14 protein-coding genes are annotated in these 14366 nt (G+C 32.5%); all 14 read left to right on the top strand.

Annotated features, from left to right (window positions below):
- The first annotated feature begins 405 nt into the window (after positions 1 to 405).
- The 14 genes from EDD63_RS06785 to EDD63_RS06850 all read left to right on the top strand — a co-directional run bounded on the left by EDD63_RS06785 (position 406) and on the right by EDD63_RS06850 (position 14328).
- Positions 406 to 705, top strand: coding sequence for a PTS sugar transporter subunit IIB (locus tag EDD63_RS06785; RefSeq protein WP_134169787.1), 300 nt, complete (start codon positions 406 to 408; stop codon positions 703 to 705).
- A 12-nt stretch (positions 706 to 717) separates the two neighbouring features.
- A complete protein-coding gene (locus tag EDD63_RS06790; protein WP_134169789.1) occupies positions 718 to 2067 on the top strand; it encodes a PTS sugar transporter subunit IIC in 1350 nt (449 codons plus the stop codon).
- A complete protein-coding gene (locus EDD63_RS06795; RefSeq protein WP_134169791.1) occupies positions 2060 to 3511 on the top strand; it encodes a 6-phospho-beta-glucosidase in 1452 nt (483 codons plus the stop codon). Before EDD63_RS06790 ends, EDD63_RS06795 begins: the two co-directional genes overlap by 8 nt.
- Positions 3512 to 3565: 54 nt before the next feature.
- Entirely contained in the window at positions 3566 to 3781 is a 216-nt protein-coding gene (locus EDD63_RS11760; RefSeq protein WP_424945040.1) for an ATP-binding domain-containing protein, read from the top strand.
- 489 nt (positions 3782 to 4270) lie between these two features.
- Positions 4271 to 5158, top strand: a complete 888-nt coding sequence (locus EDD63_RS06805; RefSeq protein WP_134169793.1) for a MurR/RpiR family transcriptional regulator — start codon at positions 4271 to 4273, stop codon at positions 5156 to 5158.
- Between the two features lie 123 nt (positions 5159 to 5281).
- Entirely contained in the window at positions 5282 to 6697 is a 1416-nt protein-coding gene (locus EDD63_RS06810; protein WP_134169795.1) for a family 1 glycosylhydrolase, read from the top strand.
- A 6-nt stretch (positions 6698 to 6703) separates the two neighbouring features.
- Positions 6704 to 7273 carry an RDD family protein gene (locus EDD63_RS06815; protein WP_134169797.1) on the top strand — a complete coding sequence of 190 codons (570 nt, stop codon included), beginning with the start codon at positions 6704 to 6706 and terminating at the stop codon, positions 7271 to 7273.
- Complete coding sequence (locus tag EDD63_RS06820; protein WP_134169799.1) at positions 7270 to 8580, top strand: PTS sugar transporter subunit IIC; 1311 nt, start codon at positions 7270 to 7272, stop codon at positions 8578 to 8580. The genes EDD63_RS06815 and EDD63_RS06820 overlap by 4 nt, the downstream gene beginning before the upstream one ends.
- A 27-nt stretch (positions 8581 to 8607) precedes the next feature.
- On the top strand, positions 8608 to 9525 hold the full coding sequence (locus EDD63_RS06825) for an AEC family transporter (protein WP_134169801.1): 918 nt from the start codon (positions 8608 to 8610) through the stop codon (positions 9523 to 9525).
- Positions 9526 to 9537: 12 nt separating this feature from the next.
- Complete coding sequence (locus EDD63_RS06830) at positions 9538 to 9840, top strand: PTS sugar transporter subunit IIB (protein WP_134169803.1); 303 nt, start codon at positions 9538 to 9540, stop codon at positions 9838 to 9840.
- A gap of 1 nt (position 9841) precedes the next feature.
- Positions 9842 to 10153, top strand: a complete 312-nt coding sequence (locus tag EDD63_RS06835; protein WP_134169804.1) for a PTS sugar transporter subunit IIA — start codon at positions 9842 to 9844, stop codon at positions 10151 to 10153.
- A 342-nt stretch (positions 10154 to 10495) separates the two neighbouring features.
- Positions 10496 to 10693 carry a hypothetical protein gene (locus EDD63_RS06840; protein ID WP_134169806.1) on the top strand — a complete coding sequence of 66 codons (198 nt, stop codon included), beginning with the start codon at positions 10496 to 10498 and terminating at the stop codon, positions 10691 to 10693.
- Positions 10694 to 10976: 283 nt separating this feature from the next.
- The gene (locus EDD63_RS06845; RefSeq protein WP_134169808.1) at positions 10977 to 13604 is read left to right on the top strand and encodes a DEAD/DEAH box helicase; all 2628 of its coding nucleotides are present in this window, start codon (positions 10977 to 10979) and stop codon (positions 13602 to 13604) included.
- Entirely contained in the window at positions 13597 to 14328 is a 732-nt protein-coding gene (locus EDD63_RS06850; protein WP_134169810.1) for an SWIM zinc finger family protein, read from the top strand. Before EDD63_RS06845 ends, EDD63_RS06850 begins: the two co-directional genes overlap by 8 nt.
- Positions 14329 to 14366: the final 38 nt, after the last annotated feature.

A 14366-nucleotide genomic window follows, 5' to 3' on the forward strand; every position in this document is an offset into this window, starting at 1 on the left:
ATACTCGGCTATAGTTGATATATAGAATTAAAAAATTAAGAAAGAAGAAGAGGTAGACTATAGAAAGAAAAATTTACAACATTGATGGCATGTATAAGCTTCGAAGCAGAAATGAGACAGGTCTAGTTACCTACGATTCTCCTTTTCTGGCACGAGTGATAATTAAATGTAATGCAAACACGTAATTATAGAAGCTTGTGATCCACGTATTAAGATTATAGAACTAATTTGACAGGCCATTAACCTGAGGTAACCAATCCTAGAATAACAGAGTGGTTAACTGTCGATAAGATCTTGTTTATTCGGGGCTTTTATGTGCCATTGATGACAATTTAATAATTAAGGTTATTATGAATGTAAATTTACTCTTGACAATGGTCACTTCATAACAGGAGAATGAATCGTATGAAAATTCTATTAATATGTGCGAATGGCTTATCAACAAGTATATTGATGAGCAAAATGGAAAAATGGGGAAAAAGCAATAATGTAGATTTAGAAGTTAAAGCGGTACCTATGAGTGATTATGGAAATATTTATCAGGACTATGATTGTATCTTAATCGGACCGCAAGTAGCATATAGATTAGATGAAATTCGTGATACAGCGGTAGGAAAACCAGTAGAAAAAATAAATCCAACTGATTATGGATTAGGAAATGTAGAAAATATTATGAAACAGGTTCAATCTGTTTTAAACAATTAGGGGGACAAATATATGGAAAAATTTATGCAGTGGCTGAATGAGAAATTAACTCCAATCGCCAATTTTTGTGGAACACAACGTCATCTTTCTGCAATGCAGAAAGGATTCATGACAATGGTTGGGTTTATTCTGGTATCAGCTATATTTATGATTATTGCAAACCCACCAGTTAGTGCAGATATGATTGCAGAAGGTGGATTTTGGTCAATCTTCTCAGGATGGTATGATTTTGCAACAACTTATAAGTTAACAATTTTAATACCATTTAATATGACAATGGGTATGCTTTCAGTAATTGCATCTTTTGCGATTGCTTATCATTTATCAGATAGCTATAAGATGTCATCTATGAATAGTGGATTAACATCGATGATTTTATTTATGATGACAGCAGCACCAGCAAATTATTATGCATTAGCTGATGGGAATGTACTATCTGGAATTAGTATGACATATCTAGGAGCACAAGGATTGTTTACAGCAATTATTGTAAGTTTAGTTTCGGTAGAAGTGACAAGATTGTGTAAGAAATATAAATTAACAATTCGATTGCCCGAGTCAGTTCCACCATTTTTATCAGAGACATTTAGTTCAGTAATACCAATGTTAATAAATATTCTAATTTTCTTTGGTGGTAATTTATTGATTCAGAACTTTGATCCAACATTGAGTATACCTTCGTTAATTGAACAGGTATTGGGAGCACCATTATCAAATTTAGTTAACTCATATCCAGGATCATTAGTTATTTGTTTTGCTATCTTATTCTTCTGGTGTTTAGGAATTCATGGAAATATGATTGTTATGCCATTTACAACACCAGTTACAATGATAGTATTTGCAAATAACGCTGCTTTAGTGGCAGCAGGACAACCTGCACAATTTGAACCTATTATGTTAACAATGGCAATTAATTTACTTGGAGGAACTGGGAATACACTGAGTTTTGTCTTGTTGAGTTTAAAGGCAGAATCTCAACAATTACGAGCATTTGGGAAAGCAGCAATTATTCCGAGTGTTTGTAGAATAAGTGAACCAGCAATATTTGGAGCACCAATTGTATATAATCCAATATTGATGATTCCATTTATTCTTGGAGGTATGGTAAGTGCATTGTTGTATTGGCTTGTTTGTTCAACAGGACTTGTAATACCAATGTATCTAATGGTTACAGGAACATTCCCAATATTTATTAATAGTTTTATTAAATGTTTAGATTTCAAAATGATTATTTTTGAAGCTGTATTAATTCCAATCTTAGGAGTCATCTGGTATCCATTTTTCAAAATTTATGACAAGAACTTACTAAATGAAGAAATTAAAAATAAAGAAATAGCAGAACAGGAACTAGCAAATGCATGATAAAAATATAAGAATAGGTTTTCCCTCAGAATTTCTATGGGGAGGTGCTACTTCAGCGAATCAGTGTGAAGGATCGTATAATGTAGGGGGCCGTGGAATTGGCCATATCGATTTGCTACCACAAGGTGAAACTCGCTGGTCAATTATGCAAGGATATTTGGATTCGTTTGAACCCAAAGAGAATTTGCATTATCCAAGTAGACATGGAATTGAATTTTATAAACATTACAAAGAAGACATTTCTTTGCTATCTGAAATGGGGTTCAAGGTATTCAGGATGTCAATATCTTGGAGTAGAATTTATCCAACAGGAGAAGAAGATACTCCAAATGAAGAAGGACTGCAATTTTATGAAAATGTATTCAAAGAATGCCACAAGCATGGAATTGAACCTTTAGTAACAATGACACATTATGATATACCATTGGAGTTGGTGAAAAAATATAATGGATGGGAAGGTAGAAAAACCCTTCATTGTTTTAAAAAGTATGTATCAACTATTGTAAAGCGATATAAAGGTTTGGTAAAGTATTGGCTTACATTTAATGAGATTAACTGTGTAACTGCTTTACCGTACACAGCAGCAGGGGTAGTTTTAGATAAAAGCAAAAATAGGGATACTCAAATATATACTGCGGTTCATCATGAATTGGTAGCAAGTGCATGGGCAGTGAAATATGTTCATGAATCAGACTTTGAAAGTAAAGTTGGTTGTATGCTGGCTGCTGGTGTATCCTATCCATATCGTTGTGCACCAGAAGATATATGGTTGGCTTATACGACAGACCGTAATAAATACTTCTTTTCAGATGTAATGTCATATGGAAAATATCCTAATTATAAATTACGTGAATTTGGACAAATGGGATTTGAAATTCCTTTTCTGGAAAATGATGAAGAAGTACTGAAAGACAACACTGTAGATTTTATATCTTTTTCTTATTACTCATCACATATCGTATGTGCTGATACGGATATAATTGCTGAAAAAGCAGAAGGAAATGTATTTCCAACATTGCGCAATCCATATCTAAAAGAAAAAGAAACTGCATGGAAATGGCAAATTGATGCGCAGGGTTTAAGAACAACCTTAAATATGTTTTATGATCGTTACCACAAGCCATTGTTTATAGTAGAAAATGGAGTAGGAGGAATTGATAATTTAGACAATGGTAAAGTGCATGATGAGTATCACGAACATTATCTTCGTGAACATATTAAGGCAATGAAGGAAGCAATTGTTCTAGATGGTGTTGATTTAATGGGATATACACCATGGGGTTGTATTGATTTGGTATCTGCATCAACAGGACAAATGAAAAAAAGATATGGATTCATTTATGTAGATGTTGATGACAATGGAAATGGAACTTATAAAAGATATAAGAAGGATTCATTCTATTGGTATAAAAAAGTTATAGAATCTAATGGAGAAGTCTTATAATAATATTAAAAAGTAATAGGATAAATTATTCTATTACTTTTTAATGATTTAAACATAGAACAAAATGGATCAGAATCTGATAATGTTTTTGTTCGTCTAGAATTTTATCAATACAAAGTTACTAAAGAATATAGAAGGAAGTTATTTGTCGCTTTCTCTAGAGCAAAGAATAATCTATATATTTCATATAAGGATAAAAAAATTTATAACTCCACGATACATGAATTGTTACTATATAATTTAACCCTATTGAATAATAATGTCGACTGAAAACTTAGCCTAATAAAATTTGCGAAAGCTGAAAGTAATGAATTCAGAAACCAACGAACAAGAATTATCAAAAGTTAGTGATAAAGAATTGAAAATTGAGATAAATCAGACAGATGATTACTTTTTACAATGAAACTTTTGAGTTTAAAATAGTCAATATTAATTTAGTGAAGACAATATATTCATATATAGATCCGTGAATTGATATCAGATTCAAACTGATAAAAAAGTTTTCTATACATATAAAGGATATGCTATGCCTACGAACCTTTATCCGGCGCGTAAGGAGGAGACAATTTGGCGAAAGAAGCGGCAGCATTGAAAAAGCGATAATAAAGTAAACAAATATACGTACACATTATGATATTAGCTCTATTTAATTAGTAAATCAGCTTAAATTCCTAATGCTAAAATCTTATAATTTTAAAAGATTCAAGAAATGACATAACGAATGTGAAAATTATTGTTATAATACAACTAGGTGAATATATGTTAATTGTGGAAAAACTAAAGTTAAAAAATAATATGTCAATGAGTGAAGAGACCGTCGCTGATTTTCTAATGTCCCTTGCTAAAGATGTGGAGAAGTATTCTACACGTAATATTGCAGAGGTTACCTATACATCTCCAGCAACTGTTATTAGATTATGTAAAAAACTTGGTTTCAAAGGTTTTGATGACTTCAAGATTCAATACCTAAAGGAAATAGACTATTTAGATCAACAATATGGGAAAATTGATGTTAATTTTCCGTTTTCAAAAAATGATTCCATAATGAAGATGACAAATAAAATGGTTAGTTTGTATGAAGAGACGATAAGAGATACATTTTCATTAATGAAACATGATGTAATAAAAAATGCTTCAAACTTAATGAAACATTCAAATGCTATTCATATTTTTTCATCAGGAACAACATTAAATCAAGCGGAATGTTTTAAAGAAAAAATGCTGAAGATTGGCAAACAGGTAATTATTTCCAATAATTTGAATTATCAATTGTATGAGGCGAACTGTATTCAACAAGGTGATATTGCGATTATTATCTCATATTCAGGTGAAACAAAGAATATTGTAAATATTGCGAAATCTTGTAAGCAACGTGGTATTCCAATTATTGCAATTACTTCTTTTGGGGAAAATACACTTTCTCAGATCTCGTTTTGTAAATTGATCATATCGACGAAAGAGAGTTTATTTAAAAACATCGGAGATTTTAGTATTCATTTATCCGTGAATTTAATTTTAGATGTATTATATTCATCATATTTTTTACTAGACTATGATACGAATTATCAGTCAAAGCTTGCCTCTGCAAGATTATTAGAAAACTTACGAAGTTCTTCAAATCCAATTATTATGAACGATGAAGATTGAAACGCTGTTTAAATTTTTGCGGTCAAATTAATATACTTTTATAAAACAGTGTATCAATACAAAGTTCAAATATATAAAAATTACCTCCAAGTATGTATGATGTGGATACAAGGAGGTTTTTTAATGGAATTACATAAAAATTTTTTATGGGGAGGATCCACTGCTGCAAATCAATATGAAGGTGCATATTTAGCAAATGGCAAAGGTTTGAGTATTGCGGATGTCGAAATGGGTTCACGGCATGGAATTCCTCGTGAGATTCATGAGTCTGTAAAAGATGACAAATATTATCCTAGCCATGAAGGTGTAGATTTCTATCATCATTATAAGGAGGATATTGCCTTATTTGCGGAAATGGGCTTTACATGCTTTCGTTTATCGATTAATTGGCCAAGGATTTTTCCGAAGGGAGATGAGGAAATACCAAATGAAGAAGGATTAGCATTTTATGACAAAGTATTTGATGAGTTGATATCTTATGGAATTGAACCAATTGTTACATTGTCGCATTATGAAACACCATTGCATCTAGTTCATACATATGGGTCATGGCGAAGCAGAGAGTTAATCACGTTTTTTGAGCGATTCTGTGAAGTTGTTTTTAAACGATACAAAAACAAAGTAAGGTATTGGCTTACTTTCAATGAAATTAACGAAACACTAAATCAAAAGCAACCATATCACCAAGCAGGTATTGTATTTAATGATTTACAAGAAAACCAAATACAAACAAAATTTACTGCTTGTCATAACATGTTTGTTGCAAGTGCAAAAGCTGTTATTAAAGCACATGAGATTAATCCAAACTGTAAGGTAGGATGTATGCTTCAATACCCAACAACTTACCCAGCAACATGTAAACCAAACGATGTATTTGCTGCAAGAGTACATCTAATGCCTGATTATTATTGTGGGGATGTAATGTGTTATGGATATTACTCAAATACTTGTACTGCATTACAAAAAAGATGGGGTGGTTCGCTTCAGGTTAGTGAGGAGGATGCAAAAATTCTACAAGATGGGAAAGTAGATTTTATTTCATTTAGTTATTATTTTTCATCAATAGCGTCACTTGATAAAAATGACAATCTTGAAGTAAAAAATTCAAATCCGTACCTAGAACGTACAGATTGGGATTGGCCAATTGATCCTATGGGATTACGAATTGGTTTAAATGAACTATATGATCGTTATCAATTACCATTATTTATTGTAGAAAATGGATTAGGAGCAATTGATAAAATAGAGGAAGATGGAAGTATTCGAGATGACTATCGTATTGCATATTTAGCGAGTCACATTGAAGCGATGAAAGATGCGATTACAATTGATGATGTTGATGTAATGGGATATGCATGCTGGGGACCAATTGATATTGTTTCAGTGGGGACTGGCGAAATGAGAAAACGATATGGTTTCATCTATGTAGATAAAGATGATGAGGGAAAAGGAACTATGAAACGCAGGAAGAAAAAGTCGTTTACATGGTACAAGAAAGTTATACGTACAAATGGAGTAGACACTAGTAATAAGGAGTAAACACTTATGGATAAAGAACTACTAATAAAAAGAGGGATTGCATTCTTTATTGATTTCTATCTTGGTGCATTAGTAAGTACCATACCCATTTCTATCATTTCAGTAACTACAATAAAAACAATGACTCAAAATGTTTTTTTACTGGAAAAGGATATAGCAATAATTGCTGTGATGTTAGGATTATTTATGTTATGTATTTATTATTTTGTAGTTCCAAGTTATATATTTCCATCACAAACAGTTGGAAAAAAGATAATTGGGATTACCATTGATTTAAATCAGAAGAAAAAGCAAAAATCACTATTTAAACGTCAAGTAATAGGATATATGCTACTTGAAGGATCATTAACGCCTACAGGAAAATTAGTATTTCAATTAATCAGCTTACTTAGTGGATACAATATTGTATCGATTGGACTAGATGTTGGTAACTACATTACAATAGCATCAGTAGGATTATTACTGTGTGGAAGAAGACATCTCATGATTCATGATTATTTAGGTAAATCAAATGTTATTATCAATAATTCTGAAAAAGGAAAACGGATTGTGAAATTAAAGGAGAAGAAAATATGAATAATATAATGAATAAATTTGAAAGTTTCTTGATGCCGATTGCTGAGAAGATTACAAGCAATCGATATTTAAGTGCAATCAAAGAAGGATTTTTTGGAGCGACACCAATATTGATTGCCGGATCAATATTTCTATTATTTACAAGTATCCCTATTGATGGATACGCAGCTTTTATGGAGAGAACATTCTCATCAAATTGGATGGATTTCTTCTATATTCCATATCAAGCTAGTTTTAAATTAATGGCAATTTTTGTAGTTATTGGAGCTGCAAAATCATTAGCTGATTACTATAGTGTTGATGTGAAATTGGCTTGTGCATTGACTTTGGTTGGTATTTTTATTTTAACACCAATTATTGTTACTGAAGAAGGTGTAAAAGGATTTCCGTTAGATAATTTAAGTGCTGCAGGATTATTTGTCTGTTTACTTGTTACATTTATATCGGTGGAAATATATCGATACTGTGTACAACGCGGATTTACAATCAAAATGCCTGAAACAGTACCTCAAAATGTATCAACAGCATTCGCTGCAGTTATTCCAGCTTTTGTGATTATCATGGTATTCAATGTCATTCGATTAATTTTTAGTTTAACTGATTATGCATCAGCACAAACATTTATTTTTACTATTTTACAACAACCTTTACAATCACTTGGTGGAACACTACCTGCAACAGTATTTGTTTTATTACTAGAAAGTGTAATTTGGTGTTTTGGATTACATGGATCAAGTATTGTATCTTCAGTTATGAATCCAATTTGGTATGCACAATCTGCAGAAAACTTGGCTGCTGTTGAAGCTGGACTAGCAATACCTAATATTGTGAACTATCAATTCATCGCTCACTTTGTAAAAATTGGAGGGGTTGGAGCAACACTAGGATTATCCCTTCTTTGTTTATTCAAAGCAAAGTCAAATCAATACAAGGCTTTAGGAAAACTCTCTGTAGGGGCATCCATTTTCAATATCAATGAACCAGTGATATTCGGATTCCCAATTATCTTAAACCCAATGATGATGATTCCATTTATATTGTCTAATGTGCTTGTTGGAGTGGTAACATATCTGGCTATTTCAACAGGACTTGTACCGATGATTAATGGAGTAAATTTACCATACACATTACCAATCATCATTTCTGGGTTTATGTTATGTGGTGTGCAAGGGGCAATTCTTCAGGTAGTATTATTGGCAATGACCACTATTATTTACTACCCATTCTTTAGTGTACAAGATCGCCAAGCATATCAACGTGAGTTAGAACAGGAAAAAATGAAAGAACTTGAAGCAACAAATGCATAAAAATGAATGTGTAAAGAGTCGTTGTAAATGAATTTAATAGTGGTAGCAAGTCAAATGATGAAATTGTTTAGTGTAATTTTATTTGGTTATGGCGTTGGTAAATGTTTTCATTTTCATGAAATGTTCAATCAAGATTTAACGAAATTTGTATTACATATTACAATGCCACTTATGATTATTGGTTCTGTACTATCGTTGGAGCAAATCACGCATATAGAAATAAAGGACATCGCATATTCCATAGTGATTTTAGTTGTAATTCTTCCAATTGTATCTTGGATCATTATAAAGAATATTCCTAAAGTAGAAGAAAAGGGGTTGATTATATTTCTATTAATGTATCCTAATGTTGGATTTATGGGCTTTCCTGTTATCCAATCAATACTTGGCAAGGAAGCATTATTTAATGTTGCGATTATCAATATGGCATTTAATGTATCACTATTTACCATAGGTCAGTTGGTGATAGGATATCAATCAACAGATAAAGTGAAAATACGACTATCACAATTATTATCACCAGGAATCATTGCATCACTATTAGCCATATGTATTGTTAGTTTTCAAATAGAAATACCAGAAATTATAGGAGAAGTTATATTCAGTATTGGTGATATGACTACACCTTTAGCAATGATAACTATAGGATTGACACTTTCCAATTACAATATCAAGAAAATACTATGTGGGTATAAAGGGTATTTACTTTCAGTAATCATCGATATTGGCATTCCATTATTATTTTATCCACTAGTATCACTTTTGATTACTGATGTATTGATTCGCCAAATCACAATCATTATATTGTCACTACCTGTGGCAAATGCAGTAGTGTTAATTGCAAAAAAACAAGGAGCAGATGAATTGCTTGCGACACAAACTGTACTGTTGTCAACGTTATTATCGATTCTGACAATACCACTGATAATATATATTCTGCTCTAAAATGGAGGAAACATGACAAAAATAGTATTAGTATGCGCGGCTGGGATGTCAACAAGTTTATTGGTTGAAAAAATAAAAAAGGCTGCAGAAATGAAAGGACTAGATTATGAAGTAAGTGCACATCCAGTTGCTCAAGTTGTCGAAAAAGCAAGTGGTGCAGATGTAATATTACTAGGACCACAAGTGCGTTTTCAATTAAATAAGGTAAAAGATTTATTACCTAAGATTCCAGTAGAAGCAATTGATATGGCTGCATATGGAACAATGGATGGAGATAAAGTTATTGAGCAAGTACAAAGAATGGTAGGAAAATAAGATGGAAGGAATGGAATTAATATCGTTTCAAATTATCTCGTCAGTTGGCACTGCACGCAGTATGTATATTGAGGCAATTCAAGCTGCAAAAAATAAAGACTTCGCTAAAGCAAAAGAATTAATAAGTGAAGGTGAAAAGATTTCTATCGAAGGCCATCATGCACACGCTGCATTGGTCCAAAAAGAAGCTGATGGTGAAAAAATACAGACAACATTGTTGCTTATTCATGCAGAGGATCAATTGATGAGTGCAGAAGGATTTAAAATTATAGCTGAAGAGTTAGTTGAACTATATAAAATGCAAACTGTATAAATGATCGAAAACACCAAAAACATGAAATTGGATAAAAATCTAAAATACGTGTTTGGCATTGTGCAATTGTTTAAGTTTGAACACGAGATAAATGATTTAAAAAGATGGGTCAGAGCAAAAGACTCATCTTTTTTACGTACTAATGCTGATAATTTTGCTGAAATGCTATTGTAAGAAAGAAATCATGCAAAATCAGATAAACATGCTAGATAGTTCTATGAGTGGTGTCACGGTAATGATTGGCAATCAATTGTAGACAAAGATACAAAAGCACTAGTTGAATTATCAAATTCTGACTATTTGTTTTGTAAGCCCATAGAAAAGTTACATGTTCCATTATTAATGATTGGTAGTAAAGACGATGAAATGTGTAGAGATGATATTGAGGACGAATATAATGAATTATCAAAGATTGTTCATGATGCAACAATCGAAATGTTTGATAATGGAAATCATCTATTGATTTTATCTCGAGCTATCGAAGTAGCCGACAGTATCAAGAGATTCATTCATACAAATGATATAAAAATGAGTACATAGTGCGAGTAATGTTTTTGTACGATGATGTAGAGTCTTTGTCGGTTTGCCAAGTGTAAAGAGCGAGTATTTGTTTAGGATGTAAACCTTTAAAGTTTAGATCTTATGCAAGTTCAAACAATATATATATTAGCAAGAACATGTTCTTGCTAATTTTATTTTCTTTATATGCATAACGTATTTTTGTTCTTGTTGTGTAGCGTCATAAAAAGTGTAGATATTGCAATAGACTATCTACTTGAATCAATTTGTCATGGTATACTATAGGTAAATATATGGGGGTTGTATGACAAAACATAATAAATTAGAATTCATTTTTACCACAGATAGTTTTGTGGTTGATCAACCGCAAATCGTTCTTAGTCATGAACAAGAAAAATGGAAACAAGCTTTTTTGAAAAATCGCTACTATGCATTATATCAATTTGGCTTGCATAACACTGAGGATTCTATTAGTTTCTCTGCATATTACTTGCGAGAAATAGTACAGACTTTTTTTAGAGAAATAACGAATAGTCCTGACCTGGAATTGTTAAGAGATAAAGCAAAACTTAAGTTATCAAAAAATGCGATGAATGACTTATTAAGTAAGGTACCATTTGTTGTTGGTAATGAATATGTTGATAAGAAGTGGATTGCAAATATAATTAAAGAATTGCTAAAAATATTCAGAACTGAGATTAAAGCTTATAAAGGTTCTGTAAATTTATATATTACTGAAAAAAGCCAAAATTTACGAGTGCCTGAACGTGTCTTTTTTCATTTGGTCGAAAACAAGGAGGGGGAATATCCATTTGCATTTTTAGCTACATATGCTACAGAAGAAAGTAAAGGAAAAGTAAAACATGTACCTTTGGCGTATGCACTGACAGAGTTTAAGAATGACCGTTCAAAACTTTTGCAGCTTCTAGGTTGTTTAAATAAAGTCGCAGATGTATCAAATCTAATTGGTGGGTTTATTGAAAGTGGTGAATTATTTCATTCACTTGGCTTAGACGAACAAGAAGCATATCAATTTTTAAAAGATATACCGGCAATTGAACAAGCTGGTGTCTTGTGCCGAGTTCCAGATTGGTGGAAGCAGAAGAATGCGTCGGTTTCGATGAATGTGGTATTAGGAGAAAAGGAACCTACACTACTTGGGGCTGATTCATTGTTGAGTTTGCAACCAAAACTTATGGTTGATGGAGTGGAACTGACAAGACAGGAAGTGGAACAACTTTTAAAGGAAAGTGAAGGACTTGCATTACTAAAAGGAAAATGGGTAGAAGTCAATCATGAGAAGTTACAAAAATTGTTAGATCAAATTGACGAAGTTGATCGTGATGATGTAAGTTTATTTGAAGCATTACGAATGGGATTGCATGGAACAGACGACACAGAAGATCCAGATGGCAATGTATATATAAGTAATGGAATGTGGATGAATAAATTCTTGCATAAATTGAGAACACCATCAATTATCAAAGGGGCAAAAGAACCGAGTAGTTTTCTAGCAACCTTACGTCCATATCAAAAAAATGGATTTCACTGGCTCGATTATATGCATCAACTAGGTTTAGGAGCATGTATCGCTGATGATATGGGGTTAGGTAAAACGGTACAAGTTCTAGCTTATTTAGAGCGTTTACGTACTACAAAAACGGACGCAAAAGTATTACTTGTGGTTCCTGCATCATTATTAGGAAACTGGGAAAAAGAGATCAATAAATTTGCACCTGAAATGGATTACTATATTTTGCATGGGAAAAGTGCAAAACTGTTAGAACTTGATTTTAAAGAACAATCATCATTTTTGGTGATGACAACATATGGAATGGCTAGTCGTATAGAAAGTATCAAAGACGAAGTATGGGATACACTTGTACTAGATGAAGCGCAAGCGATTAAAAATCCATCGACTAAACAAACAAGAGCGATTAAGAAACTACAAGGAAGAATGCGCATTATAATGACAGGAACACCAATTGAGAATAACTTGACAAACTTATGGTCATTATTTGATTTTCTTAACAAAGGATTGCTTGGGACTTCAACAGAATTTGGTGATTTCTGTAAGGAATTAGCTAAAGAAGCTTCTGGTTATGCACGTTTAAAATCTATTGTTTCACCATTTATGTTACGTCGTTTAAAATCTGATAAAAAGATTATTAGTGATTTACCGGACAAAATCGAAATGATTGATCATATTAATTTGTCGAAGAAACAAGTGGTATTGTATCGTAAACTTGTTGATGATTTAGGTAGAACTTTACATGAAGTGGAAGGAATCAATCGACGCGGGGTAGTACTTGCATATTTAACAAAGTTTAAACAATTATGTAATCACCCAGATCAATATTTAGGACAAGAGATTTATACACCAAACGAAAGTGGAAAGTTTGAGTATTTACGCGAGTTATGCGAGACGATTTATGAAAAAAGAGAACGTCTATTAATTTTCACGCAGTTTACTGAAGTGATACCTCAACTGCAAGATTTTCTAACAGGTATCTTTAAACAAGAAGGACTTGTATTGCATGGAAAGACTTCAATTAAAAAACGCCAGGAAATTGTTGATACATTCCAAGGGGAAGCATATGTTCCGTATGTAATTTTATCTTTAAAAGCAGGAGGGACTGGTTTGAATTTGACCAAAGCAAGTCATGTCATTCATTTTGATCGTTGGTGGAATCCAGCAGTTGAAAATCAAGCAACAGATCGTGCTTACCGTATTGGTCAAAAGCAAAATGTAATGGTACATAAATTTGTTTGTAGAGGCACGATTGAAGAAAAAATCGATGCATTAATTAATTCAAAAAAAGAACTTGCTGAAAATGTAATTGGATCTGGCGGAGAAAACTGGATTACCGAGATGAGCAACCAAGAATTAATGGATATGTTAAAACTAGATACAGGAGCAGGATATGAGTAGAAATTATTGGAAGTCTGAATCATACTATGATCAACCATCAGAGAGTACCTTAAAAACTAATTCATCTAATTCGCAGAAAAAGATGAAAGAAAAAGGTGTGGAATTAGAACCTATCATTATTACTGGTAGAAGTATTGCCAATAACTGGTGGGGGAAAGCATGGTGTATGAATCTTGAGAGATATGCTGATTATGATTCTCGATTACCAAGAGGAAAACGTTATGTTCGAATGGGAACGGTTATTGACTTGAAAATCGAAAAAGGAAAAATTGCTGCAAGAGTACAAGGAAATCGCAAAACTCCATACAAAATTGAAGTTCGAATCAGCCCACTTTCAGAAGCAAAGTGCCAAGCAATTATTCAAAAAAGCAGCCATAAAATTGAGAATTTAGAAGCCCTTGTTAGTGGGCAATTCCCTGAAGAATTAAAAGATGTTTTCCTTTCAAGCGAAGGCCTATTTCCATCACCAAAAGAGATAAGCTTTAACTGCAGTTGTCCTGATTGGGCAAATATGTGTAAACATGTTGCAGCTGTATTATATGGGGTGGGAGCTCGCTTTGATAATGACCCACTATTATTCTTCCGTTTGCGTGGAATTGAAGTTGACCGCTTTATTGATGTTGCAATTGCTAATAAAGTAGAAAGTATGTTAGAAAATGTTCATGTGAAAAGCAAGCGAATTCTTAATGAAGATGATATATCTTCGTTATTTGGTATCTTATAAAAATATACATAACTGAACAAACAATTGAAAGAGTTGTA

Origin of the sequence: Breznakia blatticola (genome assembly GCF_004365815.1) — a bacterium.
Lineage (GTDB): Bacteria > Bacillota_I > Bacilli_A > Erysipelotrichales > Erysipelotrichaceae > Breznakia > Breznakia blatticola.